Source organism: Romboutsia sp. (assembly GCF_051659545.1).
In the GTDB taxonomy this organism is placed as follows: Bacteria; Bacillota; Clostridia; order Peptostreptococcales; family Peptostreptococcaceae; genus JBOFOR01.
Map to the genome: position 1 here is coordinate 11,376 of NZ_JBOFOR010000340.1, position 17,533 is coordinate 28,908.

The window sequence follows — 17,533 nt, forward strand, 5'->3', positions numbered from 1 at the left end:
AATATAATTAAGGGGAATAAATATGACTAAAACATTATATAAAAATGGAACTATATTAACTATGGCTCAAGAAGAGTCTGCAGAAGCAGTATTAGTAGAAAATGGTAAAATAGCTTATGTAGGAAGTATAGAAAAAGCAGAAACATTAGTAGATGAAAATACTGAGATAAAAGATTTGCAAGGTAATACTTTATTACCTGGATTTATAGATCCACATAGCCATTTCTTCTATTATGTACCAGCATTTGGTTACCGTAATTTATCACCAAGCCCAATAGGTAAGGTAAACACTATAGAAGATTTAAAGAATGAAATGAGAGAGCATATAAAAGTTAACAACATACCTAAAGGTGGATGGGTAATAGGAATGGGGTATGACACAGCAGGATTTGAAGACCAAAGACACCCTAATAAATTTGATTTAGATGATATATCAGATGAACATTATATAATAGTTGCTCATGCATCAAACCATTTAGGTGCTATAAACAGCAAAGTATTAGAACATCTTAAAATAGATGAAAACTCTAAAGATCCTCAAGGTGGATTATATGGAAGAGTAGAAGGTACAAATGAACCTAATGGTTATATGGAAGAAACAGCATTTATGACTGAAATTATGGCTCTATTCCCTAAATTAGGAACTGATGAGTTAATGGAAAATGTATTAAAATTACAAGAATACTATGCTAGTTTTGGTATTACAACTACACAAGATGGTATGTTAGACCAAGCTAGAATGGACATAGCTATAGAGGCTGAAAAAAGAGATTTATTAAAGCTAGACTTTGTTTTATATCCAGGAAAACCAGAAGTAGAAAATAACATGTTAGATAATTATACTATATCAAAAGACTATGATGGAAAGCACTACCGTTTAGGAGGAGTAAAATTATTCTTAGATGGATCACCACAAGGAAGAACTGCGTGGCTAACTGAGGCATATGAAGATATAAATAATGGTCAAGGCAGTGATTACAAGGGATATCCTATATTCTCAGATGAGGTAGTATACGATTATTTAAAATATTCTATAGAAAATGGCTACCAAGTATTAACTCATGTTAATGGAGATGCAGCAATTGATCAGTTATTAAACATGTATGATAAAGCTAGAAAAGATTTAAACTTTAAGGAAGATTTAAGACCAGTAGCAATACATTCTCAAATAACTAGAGATGAGCAAATAGATAGGTACAAAGAATTAGGAATGATACCAAGTTACTTTGTAGACCATACATTCTTCTGGGGAGATACACATATACAAAACTTAGGAGAAAGAGCTCAAAGAATATCTCCTCTAAAGACAACTAAAGAAAAAGGTGTAAGATTTACACTTCATCAAGATACACCAGTTATACCACCTAACATGATTAGAACAATTAACTCAGCAGTAAGTAGAGCTACAAAAAATGGAGTAAATTTAACTGATGAAGAAAAAATAACAGTATACGATGCTTTAAAAGCTATAACAATAGATGGTGCATATCAATATCATGAAGAAGATAGAAAAGGAAGCATAGAAGTGGGCAAATTAGCAGACTTTGTAATATTAGATAAGAATCCTTTAAGTATATCTAATGATGAAATCTTAGACATTCAAGTATTAGAAACAATAAAGGAAGACATGGTAGTATTCTCAAAATAGTAGAATTAATGATATAATATAAAGAAAGGCTAATTAGCCTTTCTTTAATTTTTGGAAAAAATAAATAGGAGATTAACAATGGACTATTTTGTATTTATTACATCACTTTATAAAACTTGTACAATCCTTGCCATAATACTGGTACTGATTAGAATGAAATGGGCAAAACGAGTAATTCAAAAACAAAAGTTAAATAAAAGAGAACAAATTGTAATAGCCGTTGTATTTGGGTTATTAGGAATATTTTCTAATTATTTACCTCTAGGAGTATACGGTGCTGCGGTATCTACAATTAGAGTTATAGTGATATCTGGTGGAATACTATTTGGTCCTATTGTAGGAATATTTTCAAGTATTGCTATATCCCTACATTTACCTTTTGTTGATATAGGGTGTGACAATATAATACCTGAAATCTTAGGTATATTAGTAGCAGGAATTGTATCTTCAATAGCCTATAAATTATTTGAAAAATATAAAATAAATAACAATAAAAAATGGATAGTGGGAATACTTAGTGGAGTCTTAGTTCAAGAAATAGCACTACAAATAATATTTCTGTATATAAAGTATATTACATATCCTATTAGCTTAGATGGATTAGACTTAGGTAATGTAAGTATGTCAATGGCTATAGCTCAAATACCAATAGGTATATTTGTAGCAGTAGTACAAGATATAACTCATGAAAAACAAACAGCAAATATCGAGCAATTGAAACTTGAACTAAATAAGGCCAAGTTAGAAGTACTTCAATCCCAAATTAATCCTCATTTTTTATTTAATACCTTAAATGTGATTGGATTATTAGCTGGAACAAAACCTGAAAAAGCTAGAGAAGTTATAGTAAAGTTATCTAAATATATAAGACATAATTTAGATTTAAATGGTGAATTTATAACTATAAAAGAAGAATTAGAACAGATAGAATGTTATATATACATACAAAAGACTAGGTTTGAGGATAAGTTTGATATTTTTTATGATGTAGAGGAAGATATAGAGATAAAGATTCCTAGTTTAGTATTACAACCTTTAGTTGAGAATGCTCTAGAACATGGAATATTAAAATCGAATAAAAAATGTGAAATCCGTATTAAAGTTAAAAAAACATCAAAAAATAAAGTATATATAAGCGTGGAAAATAGTGGTATTCCAATAAGTGAAGAAACTATCGAAAGCCTATATAAAGATAATATGGATAAAAATAAAATTGGATTAAGAAACGTACATATACGTTTAAAAACAATTTATGGACAAGGTCTAAATATAGAAAAAAATAATAATGGCACTAAAATATGGTTTTGTGTTGGAGGAGAGTATGAAAACTATAATAGTTGAAGATGAAAAATTAATTTTAGAAGATATTAAAAATATAATAGAAAACTATTCTAAAAAAATTGAAGTGGTAGCAACCTTCAATAATGGTGTTGATGTATTGTCATTTTTAGAAAGTAATGATATAGATGTTATGTTTGTTGATATAAACATACCACTGCTTAATGGTATGAGTTTAGCTAAGGTTGTTAGCAAATTTGAAAAAAAACCATATATTGTGTTTATAACAGCACATAAAGAATATGCAGTAGAAGCTTTTGAGATTCATGCATTTGATTATGTTCTTAAGCCATATTCTGTAGATAGAATTAGAGAAATTATTAATAGAATTGAAGAATCAGAAAATACAAATGGAAATAGATATAATAAAGGAAATTATAGTCAAAAGATAGCATCTGAAAATAACCCTTTAAATAAATTAAAGGTAAAAGATAAAAATAGTATAAATCTCTTGGAATTAGAAGATGTTTATTATTTAAAGTCACAAGAGAAAATAACTGTTTTACATACAAAAGATAGAGAATACGAAATTAATAGTTGTATTGCTGATGTGGAAGCTGAGATATATAGTGATAAATTTTTTAGATGTCATAGATCCTACATAGTCAATATAGATAGAATTAAAAGCATAGAGTCTAGTGGTGTTAGTTCATACAAATTAAAGTTAGATGGAATGGAAGATGAAGTTCCAGTTGGAAGACGTAAGATAAAAGAATTAAAGATTGCTATGAATATAGAATAATTTCATAAATTGTAAAGGGTGGAGAAAAATTTTCTTCACTTTTTTTAGTTAAAAAATATCCCTTACATATAGAAAAATACTTATGGTCAGAAATTATTACAAATTTTGAGCATAGGATATTACAAAATTTTAAATTCTTATGTAATACAATAAAATAGAAAATAATTTTATCAAAAGGGAGGTAATTATGGAAGAAACAAAATTAGTAAATCTAAGTGATATTCTTGAAATTCAAAATAAAAGTATGGAAAATATTGAAGATCAACAAACTTATGAATCAATAATAAATAAAATGGAAGACAGCAGCGATAAAATAGTAGTTAGAGATATTTTTTATAATAAATATATAGAAATAGATGAACCACATTTAATTTATGATAGCAGTATAGGTCTATTAGTAGGAATAGGCGAAAAAGAAGATGTTATAGGATACTACAAATCACATGTTGGTGGTATAAAGGATTATTTAATAAAAATTAAAGATAAAGATAAAGAAGGCAAAGGTAAAAAGGCAATAGAGGAAATAGTTAATTATACAAAAGTTTGGAAAATAGAAAAAAACCAAAATTTTATAGATAAGATATGTAATATAACAGGATATTTAAAGGGTGGAATAAAAGATAATGAAAAAGGATTAATGAAAATGCTTGATATAAAAATAGATTAACATATTATTCATGTCTATATTATAATATATATTATGCTGTAAAAATCTGACAAATAACTTATAAAATAGAGGTGAAAATATGAAACAAGTAGCACTTAGAAAATGCGATAACTATGACTATGAAGAAGTGAAACTATCAATAGAGAAGCTTATAAAAGATTTAGGCGGACTAGAAAAGTACATAAAGCCAGGTAGCAACGTATTAGTAAAGCCAAATCTACTTATGAAAAAAACGCCAGAAGAAGCAACCACAACACATCCAATGGTAGTTAAAGTTGTATGTGAAAAACTATTAGAATTAAACTGTAAAGTTAAAATAGCAGATAGCCCAGGAGGACCGTATACAATAGGTGCCTTAAAAGGTATATATAAAGCCTCAGGATTAGAAAGTGTAGCTAATGAATTAGGAGTAGAATTAAACTACGATATTTCAGAGGAAAAAGTAGAAAACCCTAAGGCACACGCTTTAAAATATATGGATATAATAAAACCGATAACAGAAGCTGACCATATAGTAAACTTATGTAAATTAAAAACACATCAAATGGCAACTTTTACAGGAGGAACTAAAAATTTATATGGATGCATAGCAGGGCTCAAAAAAGCAGAAATACACTATAGATTCCCTACAGAGGAATTATTCTGTGAAGAGGTATTAGTAGATATATGTTCTTATGTAAACCCATCACTAACTATTATGGATGGAATAATAGGTATGGAGGGTGAAGGACCTTCAGCTGGTGTACCTCGTAAGATAGGGGCACTTCTTGCTTCGAAAAGCACCCATGCTATAGATTATGTGGCTTGCAAAATGATAAGTTTAGAGGCTACAAGAGTACCAACTTTAGTAGGTGCTATAAAAAGAGAATTTATCAAAGAAGATGGTAGTGATATAGTCCTTTTAGGAGATGATATTAATCCATTAATAATAAAAGATTTTGATATACCTAAGACTAGTAAAGACTTTAGATTATTATCTTCAAGTATGCCTAAGTTTTTACATGAGCCAATCACTAAAATGATAACTCCTAAGCCTAGAATTAGACATAAGGATTGTATAAAATGTGGAAAATGTATAGAGGCTTGTCCAGCTAAGGTTATGAAGCTAAATGACAAAGTGGAAATAGATCTAAACAAATGTATTAGATGTTATTGTTGCCATGAACTATGCCCTAAAAAAGCAGTAGATGTTAAACGTAGCTTTATATTTAAAATGATGAAGTAAGTAAATATAAATGGAGTAGATGGAGAAATAGTTTTAAGTAGTTAAGAAGAATAGAGGGGGTAGTACACCTCTATTCTTTTTTAAAATGCAAAATATAAAGACCTGCTGCAAATAAAGAACTTAAAAAAGTAAGATAAAATCCATAGTGAGTAGTAGTTAAACTTACTAAAATATCTATTTTTCCTGTAATAGTGAGAGTATGCCATGTAAGAAACTTATAAATACAGGTAATAGGAATTGCCAATAGCCCCATTAAAGTTATAAAATCAGTAACCTTGCTTCTTGATTTTATAAAAATAAATATAAAAGATAGTACATATCCTATTGATAAAGTTGGCATGGAAGCTATCCAATCTAAGCCGATTGTATAATCAATACTCTTTTCGAAATAAAACCAGGGAAAAAATAATCCCACTATTCCAAAGCACAAAAGTGTTACAATTACTTTTCTATCCATAAACTTATTGTCCCCCTGTTAATTTGTAAACCATATATATTAATTATAATAGTATTATAAATATAAGTGTATAAGATAACTTATTGTTAACAAAAATATAATATGATAAACTTTAAGGTATGTAATACTAATAATCTGCAATAATTAGAGATATAAACAATTATAAATAACTAATTAAATATAATTTTAGAGAGGTACCTATGAAGCTAATACAATTAACAGAATATATAGAGAATGAAAAAGACAAAGAAGTTTTAGAACGAATGTTAAAAGACGATGATGTTACCATAAATAAATACGTAGTAAATGTTGTCTGCGATTTACTACAGTGTATACCTTTAGATGAAAGCTATAAGCTAACTGCTAAAAACAACTTTAATAGATATGATGATAGCAATATGGGTCAACTAGGTGCTTATGTAAGTTTATTTCCATATGCTCAAATAAGCTTAAATGAGGACAATGATGGAGGAGCCAAAGCTACAGAGTTTTTAGAAATGCTAATTAGCTACCTTATAGGGTATATTGACAATAGTGATTTTAAAAAAGAGTTATATGAGATGAAAGATATTATAGAAATTTCTCAAGATTTCTATAAAGGTCTTGAAAATTATTTTGGCTTGAAGAAAGATATAATACTAAAGGGAATAAATGAAAGACTATAAAAATACCTATGAGCCTTGTGCCATAGGTATTTTTTCTATAGTTAGATAAATAAAAAGGAGGAGGCGATATTGAAATTAAAAAACTTCGTGCCTTAACATTAATATGTGTAAAATTTAAGGTTTTATAACAATAGATTTTAACAATACAAATAAATTTATAAAAACTACTTGCATAAGCTGTATTAACTGTATAAACTATATATATACAGTTGATACGAAGTATACAGAGAAGGGAGTCAATATGAATATAATTATTTCTAACTCATCAGACTTACCGATTTACCTTCAAATAGTAAATCAAATAAAAGAAGCTATATTAAGTGGAAGATTAGAAGAAGACCAAATGCTACCATCAATGAGAGCTTTGGCAAAAGACCTAAACATAAGCTTTATAACTACAAAACGAGCTTACGAAGAATTAGAAAAACAGGGACTTATAAACACAGTACCAGGAAAGGGCTGTTTTGTATCTTCTTTTAACAAAGAACTAGTTTATGAAGCTAAAATGAGGGAAATAGAAGAAAAACTAGAAGACGCTATAAATTTATCAAAAATACTAGGATTATCAATAGAAGATTTAAAAGATTTACTAGATAACCTATACCAGGGGGAGTAATATGCTAAGAATTGAAAATTTAAATAAAAGTTTTGATGACTTTCAACTTAAAAATATAAACTTTAACCTAGAAGAAGGTTTTATTATGGGGCTAATTGGACCTAATGGCTCAGGTAAAACAACTTTAATAAAATTAATAATGGATTTACTTCAAAGTGATAGTGGTGAAATATATTTTAAAAATGAGAATATAAAAAATAATACTAAAAACTTCAAAGAGAATCTAGGTTTTGTATACGATGATTTATATTTTTATGAAAATCTAAAAGTAAAAGATTTCAAAAAGATTATAGGAAATTTTTATACTAACTTTGACAAGGAGAAATTTGATAATTATTTAGACAAATTTAATATAAATAAAAACTATAAAATAAAAATACTATCAAAAGGACAAAAAATAAAATTAATGCTAGCAAAATCACTATCACATAGTGCAAAGCTATTAATATTTGATGAGCCAACTTCAGGACTTGATCCTATTTTTAGAAAAGAAATGATAAGGATTTTACAAGAAGAATTAGAAGGTGGAGACAAAAGTGCTATTTTTTCAACACATATTACACAAGACTTAGAACAAGCAGCAGATTACATTACTTTTATTAATAATGGAGAACTAGTTTTTAGTGAGAGTAAAGAAGTAATAAATGAAAGCTACAAAATAGCAAAGGGTAAAAAAGAAGAGTTAGATAATATGGGGATTGATTTTATTAAAAGAAATGATACACCTTATTACAGTGAAGGACTATTTACAAAAAGTGGCTATAATTTAAATTATGATAATGTAAGAGTAGCTACTTTAGAAGAGATTATTTATTACTTAGGCAGGGGGGATGCATAATGTTAAAATTATTATTAAAAGATTTAATGGCAAGCTTTAAGGCAGACACTAAAACTATATTAAAACTAATAATAGGAATGATGGTATTTATATTTATATTTATGCCTATATCAACAGTTACTATACCGTTATTTATAAGTTACATATTTATCTTTAGAAGCTTTTATCTAGATGAACATAACAAGTGTGATTACTTTTTTAATAGTATGCCAATAGAAAAAGAAGATGTAGTTTATAGCAAATACTTGTATGCCACAATAGTAATTATAGTTTCTACACTAATAGCTTACATATATTCACAAATAATAAAAGTTGAATATGGTTTTATTATGTTACAAGCAAAAACTATATTTATAATATTTAGCTTGCAGTTAGTAATGGTAGCAGTATCTTATCCAATAATGTTTAAGTATGGATACAACAAATCTTATGTACCACTAAACTTAGTTTTAGGAGTAGCATTAATACTTAGTATGGTTCAAGGACCTAAATCAGAGGTAGTAATGTCAGATGTTCCAAATTTCAAACCACAAATAGTTCAGTACTATGAACAATATCAAGAACAAATAATAATAGCAGCAGTTTGCTTAGTAATTTATATAATATCCATGTATATTTCAAAGAAAATCTACACTAAAAAAGAAATTGCAAACTAAGGGGGAGAAAATATGGATAAGAAATTTATTAAAGTTTGCTTAAGTATATGCTTACCACTAATATTACTTATAGGAACTATGACTATGAGTGTAAGAAAAGAAGATAGCTTAGATTACGAAGATGCTCAGGACTCTAATTATGACTTTGATATAAAATACAAAAGCTACACCCAAGATGAGTATAACCACATTATAACAGTACTAGCACAAAACAAGAGTAAAAATATAGCTTATATTAATAACTTAGAGCTTAAGTTTAGATATATAGGAAAAAGTGACCAAGAATCTAGGGGTAGAGAAAATTTTTATATAAGAGGCTATGAAAAAGGTGACTATGAGGAATATAGTGATGAAAGGATAATTGGAATAGACCCCGGTAAAGAATTAGAATATACTTTTAGAATACCAAAAGCAATTACTATTGACCCAGATAGCTTTGACTTAAAAAATCCAGATATAAGTTACAACGTCAATTTTTATAAGTTTAGACAAGGAAAAAATAAATTAATGTTTGGGATTGGTGGTAGTGGAGGAGATAAAAGTCTTACAGAAAGATATTAATGTTACAAATTCTAATTATTTGGGTATATTAAAAAATATGATATAATAAAGAAAAAAACTATAGGAGTAATGACATGGAAATACTAATAACAGAAAGCGCAAAAGCAGAATTAGATAAACTGCTTCAAAATAGTGAACATAAAAACATAAGAATCTTTACAAGAAGACCTTCTATATACGAAGATGCAACTTTTGATTTTGAACTAGATGAAATAAAAAAAGATGACATGATCTTTGAAGTAGATAGTTACAAAGTAATAATAAATGTAGGTTTAGCAGTACAATTAGAAAATATAAGCATATCTTACGGTGGTATTTTTAGTAGAGATAAGTTTACAGTTGAAGCTGACTTAGGAATGTTTAGATAGTAAAAAAACATAGCTATTATTAAATAGCTATGTTTCTTTTTATATATTTTACAGAATCATCCATATTGCTGAAATACTTACTACTAATTATTAAACGTTCAATGCCTTTATAAATATCTTTCTCATCAAAAACTTTATCTACTCTTATTTCAACACAGTTACCAACTATATTAATATATATACATTTAGTATAGCCTTTAAAAACTTTAAATATAACAGCTCTGCTATATGCAGTCTTTATTAATGTAAAATGTGATAAATCCAAGCTATCCTTCAAGTATTTTACGAAATTGTCCATTAATCGACACTCCTTTTTACGTTACTAAGGACTATTATTTACATAAATAGAAAATTTATAATTAAAATTCTAAAAAATCTAATTATTTTAAAAATTCAGTAAAAACACAAACAATAAAAAATTCAAATAAAAGGAAGACTTAATACAAAAATAGTATATAAATGCAATAGAGGTTTTTTAGCAGAGGATAAAATTTACGGTATAGATATAGAATATGCAAGCCATGGACCAAATGTACTTTCAGTACTTGGCAAAATTAGAAAGGATTTTATATAAATGAAAAAAATTTAGTAGTAGCTAAATAATTATTTTGTTTAGTTACTACTAGATTTTATGTTAATTAGATTCCTTTTTTTATATGAACTTCTTTACCATTTCATGAGTAGAGCTTAAAGATACAAGCATACCTAAAACAAAGGCATGGTATACTTTTTCAATAGGTTTTAAGTATCCACAAAGAAGTAAAAAGCTCCACAAATTATCTTTTCCGTTAGATAATTCACTCATAACAATATCTTCATTAATCTCGGTTTCTACATATCCACCATTGTATAAAGTCTCAAGGTCAATCTTTATCTCTTCATTATATTAATAAAAGCCTCATAATTTCTATGTTTATCATCTTTAAAGGTTAAATAAACAAGAGGAAAAGTTCCTTGTTTTTTCATTATTTTTGTTTATTTTTCTATTTTTAGACCTTCGAATAAATAGGAAGCATCTTCTTGAGTTTTTTCTAAAAAATCTTTTATTATTAAACTTTTATCAACAAAATATTTATTGTCATCTATTATTTTTTTAAAATCGCTAGTTCCTAAGCTTATTCTTTTCAAAATTATTCACCATCCTTATTAACTCCGTACAATTTATAACTAAATTCTATTACTCTATTATAGCCAAAAACGTTGATTTTAACAAGTTAATTGCCTAATGAGGCAGCAATGTACTTTAGAGTATTTAACAGATTTATATTATTATGTATGGTTTATTTAGCTTTAAATTAAATGAAATTTTTGTTATGATAATAATATCTACATAGGATATTAATAAAAAATAGGATGGTATGTATGGATTATAATACAAAAGCTCTAAAAGAACTAAATAAGTGGAAAAAGAAAATGAAAAAAAAGCCATCAATAGTAGAGCTAGCCTCAAAGGGAACTCAAAATAAATTTAATGGTATCTTGCCAGATAAGTACCATGAAATCATGACAAGCGTAATAAAAAGCATGACTAGAGCAGTTTTACTAGGCTCTAAATACACTACAAAAAGCCCAATAACAAATATTCCTTTAGAAGAAAGAGAATATTTACTAGAAGAAAAGACTAAAACCTATAGAACCACAGCAGTAGTAGAAGGTGCAGGTACAGGTGCGGCAGGAATATTAATTGGCTTAACAGATTTTCCACTACTACTGAGTATTAAGGTAAAGTTTCTTTATGAAATAGCTGCAATTTATGGATTTGATACTAATGACTATAGAGAAAGAATTTATATTCTTAATATATTTTCTCTAGCTTTTTCTAGCAAAAAACATATAAACAAGTTAGTTGCGGATATGGAAAATTGGGAAGAGTATTCAAAAACACTTCCAGAGGATATAAATGACTTTGATTGGAGAACTTTCCAACAAGAATATAGGGATTATATAGACTTGGCAAAACTACTTCAAATGGTGCCAGGTATAGGAGCTTTTGTAGGTGCTTTTGTAAACCATAAATTAATTAATAAGCTAAGCAGAACTGCTATGTACGCTTATAGAATGAGAATCTTAAAATAAAATTAAATATGGGGGAAGATATAATATAGTAGATTCTAGAGAATATAGAATACACATTAAACTTAAAAACTAAAAAAGAGTTAGAAAAGCACTTTGAAGCTTTAGTTACTGAATAAGTTATGAAAAAAATGAACTAGAAAAAGGAAATTAAATGTATTTATAGAATATTAATAATATTATGTAAAAAATGCAAACTAAAGCACTTACTATATAGGTAAGTGCTTTAATTAATTAAATAGAGGGTCTAAAACTATGAAAAATTGTTTTATAGCAGAATAAAAAGGGTATACTTTTTAATATATATAATAAGGAAATATTTTAGAGAATGGAGGTAATAGAATGCTTAGCAAATCGAGAAATAGATTATTACTAGGGGTTATTTTAATAGCAGTAATAATTAGCGGATTGGGAATTAGAAATGAATTAAAAATAAAAGCTGCTCTAGAATTTACAAGCAAAGATGTAGTTGCTACGTGGCTTAAAGATAAAGAAACATCTACACAAAATTATGATTATAAAATATCAGCACAAGATTTACAAACTATTAGTGATGAAATTTCAAATAATAAGCTAAAACTAACAAGTTTAAAAGCTGCTCCTGATGAAGTTGAAGAAGATGTTACTATTTTGTTAGATGGCAAAAAAATTGAAGGTAAGGAAGAGACTTCTTATATATACAAAACTAAAATATATTTAGTAAAAGTAAATCATAAAAATACTTATATGAGAGTGGAAATTTATGATATAAATGATGAAACTATGAAAAGTGTGTTTGATAAAACTTATACTATAGATTCCTATAAGCTAGTAAATACAATAGATAGTTTATATAATTAAAAAGCATAGTGGACAGTTTTACTGTCCACTATTATGTTTTAATAATCAACAAGTATTAAAATATAGGAAAAGATTAAAATGAGCCAGATTTATATAATGGTTTAATTTTATCATATAAACTTCGTCCTTTATCATCTCCATAAGTATTTTTTAGTTGGTTATGTAAAACAGATAAATTTTTTGCTTTTTTCATCATTAACACTAACGACTCCTCTAAATGACTAGCATCAGAAATTTCCTCTATAGTAGATGCAACTTCATCTAAAGAAATTAAAGGACGAGAATTAATTTCAGTTTTAAAGATTGAAATATCTGCACCAGTTTTATTTTTTAAGTACTCGCAAGGCACTTTAAAGTCTTTGTCATTGCTAACAACGTAGAAGCTATTATCTTCATCCTTGTTACTAGTTGCAACTATTAAGGCTAAATAAGCAATTAGCTGAAAATCAAGAGCATTTCTATCACCTGTGCAAACATCTTCAAATTCTATTTGAGCATTACACAAGGTAAATCTTTTTAAATCTTCTACCTTTATATTTTTAGACTTGTCGCTAACAAACATTATAATCTTGTCGTTAGATCCTAACTTTAAATCATCTATAAAGTTGTATTGTTGAATGTTTTCTGAATCGAGTAAAAAAAATCTCATAATTAATCTCCTAAAATATGTACTATTGTCTAAAATAGCTTATAACTAATGTTAAGCACTTGTCAATATCTTATTAATAAAAATAATATTAAAAAGGATAAAAGTCATTTTAATTTGACATTTATCCTTCTTAACAGTTAAATTAACAATTAAATTTCTCAGTTTGAAGTGTTTTATAAAACTCCTTCAATTCACGTTTTTTATTATCTGATAAATAATGCCACCTAATACCTTCAACCGCACCCTCTAAAGCATAGAGCATGTTAATACAAACAGTACTGTCTTTTTCTTTGATTCTACTAAAGGCTTCTTTACTTCCAATTTGAAAAAGTACTTGAGGGGTATTGATATCAACTTCTATAAGCCTACCTTCAATTACTTTGCTAATATTGGGAAGATTGTACAGTGGAGCCATTAATCTTCCTCCTTTACCTAAATATTATTATAATTGCTTGTTATAAAAATTATGCACACTAAGAATAATTATTATACAAAAACTTAGTAATATTCGTTATATTTTATAGTGTACTTAGCTAATTTTACCATTAAAATCTAGCTAGTCCAAAAAAATATACAATATTTAACATAAAATTATAAATCTTAAAAAATATTTAGCTTAGAAGTGAAATTAATGTACTCAGCTATTTATAGGCAATGAAATAATATAGAAAATGTGTCATAATATAAGAGAAGTGTATTTAATGATTTTTAACTGAAAATTATTAAATAAGGGGAAAAACTTGTAATAGCAATAGTAGAAAATTTATATGAAATATTATCTGACGAAGAATTGTGGGAAGGGAAATTTTAAGGGATATTAATATGACTAAAGTAAAAACTAAGGATACTTTTATGATATCGCCATTGTTGTTATTATTACCAATTTTAACAATAGGTCTATCTATTATGGGCTTTAAGTCAGTTTATTGTATGTTAACTGGTGTAATAGCAGGAAGTTTAATAAGTATATTTACACAAGGTATCGAAGTCTTTGATTTAATAAAATATATAGTATTTGGCTATAAAGTAAATACTGGTTCCACGTTGGTAAATAATATTTTACTTGGAGGCGGTATTTATCAAATGTTAACAGTAGTTTTTTAACTATCTTAACTTGTGATCAATCTGCTGGAATAATAATACCTGCTCAATTGTTAAAATCTAAGTACAAGGAGCTTGGACTTGAGAATAATATATTATCAAGAACTGTTTCAGATACAGGTGTTATTATAGCCCACTTATACCTTGGAGTGCGAATACTTTAATACTAAGTTTGGTTACTGGAGTTTCTTGTATAGCCTATGCCCCATATGCAATACTTTGTTTTGTGGCTCCTATAATTACTATAATTGTATCTTGGAGTAAAATGGATTTGTAATAAATTAAAATATTTATTTAGTGATATCATTGTTAATACTTACGTAATGTAGTAATCTTAACAAAGACAGTAATATTAAAGGTTTAACCAAAGATTATAAATATATTAGGAATATTTAATTATATTTATATACTTAAGAGGAGGTAATAAATTATGAAATGCCCATATTGCAAGAATGAAATGGTGCTAGGAATTATACGCGGTGGCAGAGATCCGATTAAGTGGGTACCCAAAAAAGAAGAAGGTGTAATTTTATCGGCTATTATAAAAAGAATTATAATTTTAGACTTTATGGACTCAAAGGTAGAAGGACATTACTGCAGTGAATGTAATAAGATAACTATAGATGTAGCTAAATAATTATATTTTTTTGAATGTATAGATAATAATCTATGCATTCAAAAAGCTTAAAACTTGAGAATTAAAATCCATATCCGCATTACCTATTTTTATATTTTTATTCTTAGCATTATAGAACATACAACTTCATTCCATTCCTATAATATATTACTATCATCCCAGATTATTAATATACCAAGTAAGTTCTAATTCCGAATACTTAATTACTCATATTATTGTTAAGACTTATGAAAGATAGTAATATTAAAAAAGTAGTAATATTAGAAAATCTACTGATATTTAGAAAAATATTATTAGACAATAAATGGAGGCAACGGTATGAAAGGAAAAATAATATTAAATTTAGCAATAAGCTTAGATGGATATATAGCTGATGAAAACGGAGGCTTTGATTGGATAGTTGGAGATGGCAATTCCACATTAAATACAGAGAATAAATGGGACTATGCTAAGTTTTTAGAAGATATTGATGTGGTAGTTATGGGAAAAAATTGTTATAATCAAGGTTTCCATAAGGATTTTAAAGAAAAAGAAGTATACATAGCAACCTCTAAAGAAATAGATAATTATGAAAACTATAATTTTATAAATGATAATATAGTAAAGACTATAAGTGATTTAAGAGAAGAGGGCAAAAATGTATTTTTATTTGGTGGAGGAGTTTTAATAGATAGTTTTGTCAAAGCTGATATTATAGATGAATATGTTATAGGAATGATACCCACTATTTTAGGAAAAGGAAGAAAATTATTTTTAGAAAATAACCCTAAGATAGATTTATCACTTCAGTATTATGGAGTCGAAGATGGGGTAGTAATAATGAAATATTCAAAACGAAATATAAAATAGTACTATACCCAATTATTGGAATCAAATTCTAAGGATTGGGGTATTTTGATATGGAAAAATAGACTTGTAGTTTAAAATTTAAAATTATTTCATTCTATTTAGTGTTTTATCTAATGAAATACACTCTGCATATCGGCCATTCCACATAAATTCATTGTAGTATTTATAAGACTGCTCAGCTGTCATAAAGGTATTATCAACTGTTGTATTTGCGTAAGCTGGAACAATAATATTAAAACCATGCTCAAAACCACATTTTATAGTTGCATCAATGCAATAGTCTGTTTGAAGTCCGACAATAATTATATCTTTTTCATCTTTGAATTTTTCATAGATTTCAAAACAACTAGTTGCTTTAGTTGACTCGTTTTCGGGTCCGTCATCATGACGTACATATATTACTTCAATATTATTTTCTCTATCTATGTAAATTGTATAATATTAAGAATTAAGTTTCAACAAGTAGTAAGATAGTTTATAATATACAAGGTAAATAAAAAATTTGAAAGGAAAATACATAAATGAATTTTAGAGTTATAAATAAAGAAGATTGGGATAGAAGAGAATATTTTGAACATTACTTTTCTGAAGTTCCATGCACATATAGTATGACTGTTAAACTGGATATTACAAAAATTAAAAAAATAAATCAAAAACTATACCCAACAATGCTATATTTTATTACCAAAGTAGTTAATAGCCACTGTGAATTTAGAACATCTTATGATATGAATGGAGATTTGGGTATTTTTGATGAAATGCTACCATGTTATACCGTATTTAATAAAGATACTGAAACATTTACCAATATATGGACAGAATACTCTGATAATTACGATGAATTTTACAAATCATATGAAAAAGACATAGAAGTATTTAGTTCAGTAAAGGGAATGATAGCAAAACCAAATGTACCATCAAATAATTTTCCAGTATCAATGATACCATGGACAACATTTGATGGGTTTAATTTAAACTTACAAAAAGGATACGAATATTTATTGCCAATTTTTACTATTGGAAGGTATTATGAAGAAAATGGAAAATATATGTTGCCATTAGCAATACAGGTTCATCATGCAGTATGTGATGGATTTCATGTAAGTCGCTTCGTAAATGAATTGCAAGAATTAATAAATATTTTAGAGAAGTAGGTATTTGTAGGATAATTTTATGAAACGTGTATTAGTTACTGCGGGAACTGTATTTGTTAGTAAGTATGTAGAAACAAACTTACAACTATTTTCAGAAAACTAAAGTATTGAGTGAAAATGAAAAATCACAAATTAAAATTATTACTGAACATTTGAATGAAAATATTGGTATAGAGAAGAAGAGCAAAGACTAAATCAAGTTCTTCAAATGGAATCAATAGTACGTATAAGTCATATTGGAAGTACATCTGTCAATACAATTTGGGAAAAACCAATTATTGATATTATGGTAGAATTAAAAGCTGGTTGTAATTTTAACCTAATAAGGCGAAATTCCTCTTCCTCACCGTAGGAGGTGGAGGATGTAAGCCTACCGTTAGGTTATTTTTGATTTTCATAAAAAGATGTTATATAATAGAGTCAGTAGTAAATAATAATAAGGAGATAAA

23 protein-coding genes and 3 pseudogenes are annotated in these 17,533 nt (G+C 27.2%); 19 read left to right on the top strand and 7 right to left on the bottom strand.

What is annotated here, in order from left to right; translation table 11 throughout:
* Window positions 1-22 precede the first annotated feature (22 nt).
* The 5 genes from ACRC03_RS20020 to ACRC03_RS20040 all read left to right on the top strand — a co-directional run bounded on the left by ACRC03_RS20020 (window position 23) and on the right by ACRC03_RS20040 (window position 5,620).
* Window positions 23-1,648 carry an amidohydrolase gene (locus ACRC03_RS20020; RefSeq protein ID WP_438654379.1) on the top strand — a complete coding sequence of 542 codons (1,626 nt, stop codon included), beginning with the start codon at window positions 23-25 and terminating at the stop codon, window positions 1,646-1,648.
* Window positions 1,649-1,726: 78 nt separating this feature from the next.
* Window positions 1,727-2,989, top strand: a complete 1,263-nt coding sequence (locus ACRC03_RS20025; protein WP_438654380.1) for a sensor histidine kinase — start codon at window positions 1,727-1,729, stop codon at window positions 2,987-2,989.
* Window positions 2,970-3,728: a LytR/AlgR family response regulator transcription factor gene (locus tag ACRC03_RS20030; protein WP_438654381.1), complete on the top strand. Its 759-nt coding sequence runs from the start codon at window positions 2,970-2,972 to the stop codon at window positions 3,726-3,728. Before ACRC03_RS20025 ends, ACRC03_RS20030 begins: the two co-directional genes overlap by 20 nt.
* Before the next feature lie 187 nt (window positions 3,729-3,915).
* Window positions 3,916-4,395 carry a hypothetical protein gene (locus ACRC03_RS20035; protein WP_438654382.1) on the top strand — a complete coding sequence of 160 codons (480 nt, stop codon included), beginning with the start codon at window positions 3,916-3,918 and terminating at the stop codon, window positions 4,393-4,395.
* A gap of 79 nt (window positions 4,396-4,474) precedes the next feature.
* Window positions 4,475-5,620: a DUF362 domain-containing protein gene (locus ACRC03_RS20040; RefSeq protein WP_438654383.1), complete on the top strand. Its 1,146-nt coding sequence runs from the start codon at window positions 4,475-4,477 to the stop codon at window positions 5,618-5,620.
* Window positions 5,621-5,690: 70 nt separating this feature from the next.
* On the opposite strand, the gene ACRC03_RS20045 is transcribed toward ACRC03_RS20040, so the two are convergent.
* Entirely contained in the window at window positions 5,691-6,077 is a 387-nt protein-coding gene (locus tag ACRC03_RS20045; RefSeq protein ID WP_438654384.1) for a hypothetical protein, read from the bottom strand.
* A gap of 200 nt (window positions 6,078-6,277) precedes the next feature.
* On the opposite strand from ACRC03_RS20045, the gene ACRC03_RS20050 reads away from it, so the two are divergent.
* The 6 genes from ACRC03_RS20050 to ACRC03_RS20075 all read left to right on the top strand — a co-directional run bounded on the left by ACRC03_RS20050 (window position 6,278) and on the right by ACRC03_RS20075 (window position 9,781).
* Window positions 6,278-6,742 (top strand): hypothetical protein, encoded by a 465-nt coding sequence (locus tag ACRC03_RS20050; RefSeq protein ID WP_438654385.1) that lies wholly within the window; start codon window positions 6,278-6,280, stop codon window positions 6,740-6,742.
* A 241-nt stretch (window positions 6,743-6,983) separates the two neighbouring features.
* Entirely contained in the window at window positions 6,984-7,358 is a 375-nt protein-coding gene (locus ACRC03_RS20055; RefSeq protein ID WP_438654386.1) for a GntR family transcriptional regulator, read from the top strand.
* Between the two features lies 1 nt (window position 7,359).
* Window positions 7,360-8,196, top strand: a complete 837-nt coding sequence (locus tag ACRC03_RS20060; protein WP_438654387.1) for an ABC transporter ATP-binding protein — start codon at window positions 7,360-7,362, stop codon at window positions 8,194-8,196.
* The gene (locus tag ACRC03_RS20065) at window positions 8,196-8,852 is read left to right on the top strand and encodes an ABC-2 transporter permease (protein WP_438654388.1); all 657 of its coding nucleotides are present in this window, start codon (window positions 8,196-8,198) and stop codon (window positions 8,850-8,852) included. Before ACRC03_RS20060 ends, ACRC03_RS20065 begins: the two co-directional genes overlap by 1 nt.
* A gap of 12 nt (window positions 8,853-8,864) precedes the next feature.
* On the top strand, window positions 8,865-9,413 hold the full coding sequence (locus ACRC03_RS20070) for a hypothetical protein (protein WP_438654389.1): 549 nt from the start codon (window positions 8,865-8,867) through the stop codon (window positions 9,411-9,413).
* Window positions 9,414-9,487: 74 nt separating this feature from the next.
* Window positions 9,488-9,781 carry a hypothetical protein gene (locus ACRC03_RS20075; protein ID WP_438654390.1) on the top strand — a complete coding sequence of 98 codons (294 nt, stop codon included), beginning with the start codon at window positions 9,488-9,490 and terminating at the stop codon, window positions 9,779-9,781.
* A 19-nt stretch (window positions 9,782-9,800) separates the two neighbouring features.
* On the opposite strand, the gene ACRC03_RS20080 is transcribed toward ACRC03_RS20075, so the two are convergent.
* The 3 genes from ACRC03_RS20080 to ACRC03_RS20090 form a co-directional block, all read right to left on the bottom strand.
* Window positions 9,801-10,079 carry a hypothetical protein gene (locus ACRC03_RS20080; RefSeq protein ID WP_438654391.1) on the bottom strand — a complete coding sequence of 93 codons (279 nt, stop codon included), beginning with the start codon at window positions 10,077-10,079 and terminating at the stop codon, window positions 9,801-9,803.
* A gap of 354 nt (window positions 10,080-10,433) precedes the next feature.
* Complete coding sequence (locus ACRC03_RS20085; RefSeq protein ID WP_438654392.1) at window positions 10,434-10,586, bottom strand: hypothetical protein; 153 nt, start codon at window positions 10,584-10,586, stop codon at window positions 10,434-10,436.
* Between the two features lie 170 nt (window positions 10,587-10,756).
* Window positions 10,757-10,909 (bottom strand): hypothetical protein, encoded by a 153-nt coding sequence (locus tag ACRC03_RS20090; RefSeq protein ID WP_438654393.1) that lies wholly within the window; start codon window positions 10,907-10,909, stop codon window positions 10,757-10,759.
* A gap of 234 nt (window positions 10,910-11,143) precedes the next feature.
* Here ACRC03_RS20090 and ACRC03_RS20095 point away from each other — a divergent pair, with 234 nt between their 5' ends.
* Both ACRC03_RS20095 and ACRC03_RS20100 read left to right on the top strand, forming a co-directional pair.
* Complete coding sequence (locus ACRC03_RS20095; RefSeq protein ID WP_438654394.1) at window positions 11,144-11,857, top strand: EcsC family protein; 714 nt, start codon at window positions 11,144-11,146, stop codon at window positions 11,855-11,857.
* A gap of 339 nt (window positions 11,858-12,196) precedes the next feature.
* On the top strand, window positions 12,197-12,694 hold the full coding sequence (locus ACRC03_RS20100; protein WP_438654395.1) for a hypothetical protein: 498 nt from the start codon (window positions 12,197-12,199) through the stop codon (window positions 12,692-12,694).
* A gap of 73 nt (window positions 12,695-12,767) precedes the next feature.
* On the opposite strand, the gene ACRC03_RS20105 is transcribed toward ACRC03_RS20100, so the two are convergent.
* On the bottom strand, window positions 12,768-13,343 hold the full coding sequence (locus tag ACRC03_RS20105; protein ID WP_438654396.1) for a PIN domain-containing protein: 576 nt from the start codon (window positions 13,341-13,343) through the stop codon (window positions 12,768-12,770).
* Window positions 13,344-13,485: 142 nt separating this feature from the next.
* Window positions 13,486-13,758 (bottom strand): TfoX/Sxy family protein, encoded by a 273-nt coding sequence (locus ACRC03_RS20110; protein ID WP_438654397.1) that lies wholly within the window; start codon window positions 13,756-13,758, stop codon window positions 13,486-13,488.
* A 407-nt stretch (window positions 13,759-14,165) separates the two neighbouring features.
* Here ACRC03_RS20110 and ACRC03_RS20115 point away from each other — a divergent pair, with 407 nt between their 5' ends.
* The 4 genes and pseudogenes from ACRC03_RS20115 to ACRC03_RS20130 all read left to right on the top strand — a co-directional run bounded on the left by ACRC03_RS20115 (window position 14,166) and on the right by ACRC03_RS20130 (window position 15,930).
* Window positions 14,166-14,447 carry a hypothetical protein gene (locus ACRC03_RS20115; protein WP_438654398.1) on the top strand — a complete coding sequence of 94 codons (282 nt, stop codon included), beginning with the start codon at window positions 14,166-14,168 and terminating at the stop codon, window positions 14,445-14,447.
* Between the two features lie 47 nt (window positions 14,448-14,494).
* Window positions 14,495-14,721: pseudogene (locus tag ACRC03_RS20120) on the top strand (Na+/H+ antiporter NhaC family protein).
* Between the two features lie 153 nt (window positions 14,722-14,874).
* Window positions 14,875-15,081, top strand: coding sequence for a PF20097 family protein (locus ACRC03_RS20125; protein ID WP_438654399.1), 207 nt, complete (start codon window positions 14,875-14,877; stop codon window positions 15,079-15,081).
* Between the two features lie 318 nt (window positions 15,082-15,399).
* Window positions 15,400-15,930, top strand: a complete 531-nt coding sequence (locus ACRC03_RS20130) for a dihydrofolate reductase family protein (RefSeq protein ID WP_438654400.1) — start codon at window positions 15,400-15,402, stop codon at window positions 15,928-15,930.
* A gap of 204 nt (window positions 15,931-16,134) precedes the next feature.
* On the opposite strand, the pseudogene ACRC03_RS20135 reads toward ACRC03_RS20130, so the two are convergent.
* A pseudogene (locus tag ACRC03_RS20135) lies at window positions 16,135-16,362 on the bottom strand (isochorismatase family protein); the annotation flags it as partial.
* Window positions 16,363-16,451: 89 nt separating this feature from the next.
* Here ACRC03_RS20135 and catA point away from each other — a divergent pair.
* Window positions 16,452-17,084, top strand: a complete 633-nt coding sequence (catA, locus tag ACRC03_RS20140) for a type A chloramphenicol O-acetyltransferase (protein ID WP_438654401.1) — start codon at window positions 16,452-16,454, stop codon at window positions 17,082-17,084.
* A 175-nt stretch (window positions 17,085-17,259) separates the two neighbouring features.
* A pseudogene (locus ACRC03_RS20145) lies at window positions 17,260-17,436 on the top strand (GrpB family protein); the annotation flags it as partial.
* Window positions 17,437-17,533 lie beyond the last annotated feature (97 nt).

Bases quoted from the DNA above. Each gene is read 5' to 3' on its own strand.
- ACRC03_RS20075 (WP_438654390.1), top strand. From the start codon at position 9,488: ATGGAAATACTAATAACAGAAAGCGCAAAAGCAGAATTAGATAAACTG.
- ACRC03_RS20105 (WP_438654396.1), bottom strand. From the start codon at position 13,343: ATGAGATTTTTTTTACTCGATTCAGAAAACATTCAACAATACAACTTT.
- ACRC03_RS20040 (WP_438654383.1), top strand. From the start codon at position 4,475: ATGAAACAAGTAGCACTTAGAAAATGCGATAACTATGACTATGAAGAA.
- ACRC03_RS20095 (WP_438654394.1), top strand. From the start codon at position 11,144: ATGGATTATAATACAAAAGCTCTAAAAGAACTAAATAAGTGGAAAAAG.
- ACRC03_RS20100 (WP_438654395.1), top strand. From the start codon at position 12,197: ATGCTTAGCAAATCGAGAAATAGATTATTACTAGGGGTTATTTTAATA.
- ACRC03_RS20070 (WP_438654389.1), top strand. From the start codon at position 8,865: ATGGATAAGAAATTTATTAAAGTTTGCTTAAGTATATGCTTACCACTA.
- ACRC03_RS20030 (WP_438654381.1), top strand. From the start codon at position 2,970: ATGAAAACTATAATAGTTGAAGATGAAAAATTAATTTTAGAAGATATT.
- ACRC03_RS20115 (WP_438654398.1), top strand. From the start codon at position 14,166: ATGACTAAAGTAAAAACTAAGGATACTTTTATGATATCGCCATTGTTG.
- ACRC03_RS20110 (WP_438654397.1), bottom strand. From the start codon at position 13,758: ATGGCTCCACTGTACAATCTTCCCAATATTAGCAAAGTAATTGAAGGT.
- ACRC03_RS20060 (WP_438654387.1), top strand. From the start codon at position 7,360: ATGCTAAGAATTGAAAATTTAAATAAAAGTTTTGATGACTTTCAACTT.
- ACRC03_RS20065 (WP_438654388.1), top strand. From the start codon at position 8,196: ATGTTAAAATTATTATTAAAAGATTTAATGGCAAGCTTTAAGGCAGAC.
- ACRC03_RS20050 (WP_438654385.1), top strand. From the start codon at position 6,278: ATGAAGCTAATACAATTAACAGAATATATAGAGAATGAAAAAGACAAA.
- ACRC03_RS20125 (WP_438654399.1), top strand. From the start codon at position 14,875: ATGAAATGCCCATATTGCAAGAATGAAATGGTGCTAGGAATTATACGC.
- ACRC03_RS20130 (WP_438654400.1), top strand. From the start codon at position 15,400: ATGAAAGGAAAAATAATATTAAATTTAGCAATAAGCTTAGATGGATAT.
- ACRC03_RS20055 (WP_438654386.1), top strand. From the start codon at position 6,984: ATGAATATAATTATTTCTAACTCATCAGACTTACCGATTTACCTTCAA.
- ACRC03_RS20020 (WP_438654379.1), top strand. From the start codon at position 23: ATGACTAAAACATTATATAAAAATGGAACTATATTAACTATGGCTCAA.
- ACRC03_RS20085 (WP_438654392.1), bottom strand. From the start codon at position 10,586: ATGAGTGAATTATCTAACGGAAAAGATAATTTGTGGAGCTTTTTACTT.
- ACRC03_RS20025 (WP_438654380.1), top strand. From the start codon at position 1,727: ATGGACTATTTTGTATTTATTACATCACTTTATAAAACTTGTACAATC.
- ACRC03_RS20045 (WP_438654384.1), bottom strand. From the start codon at position 6,077: ATGGATAGAAAAGTAATTGTAACACTTTTGTGCTTTGGAATAGTGGGA.
- ACRC03_RS20080 (WP_438654391.1), bottom strand. From the start codon at position 10,079: ATGGACAATTTCGTAAAATACTTGAAGGATAGCTTGGATTTATCACAT.
- ACRC03_RS20035 (WP_438654382.1), top strand. From the start codon at position 3,916: ATGGAAGAAACAAAATTAGTAAATCTAAGTGATATTCTTGAAATTCAA.
- catA (WP_438654401.1), top strand. From the start codon at position 16,452: ATGAATTTTAGAGTTATAAATAAAGAAGATTGGGATAGAAGAGAATAT.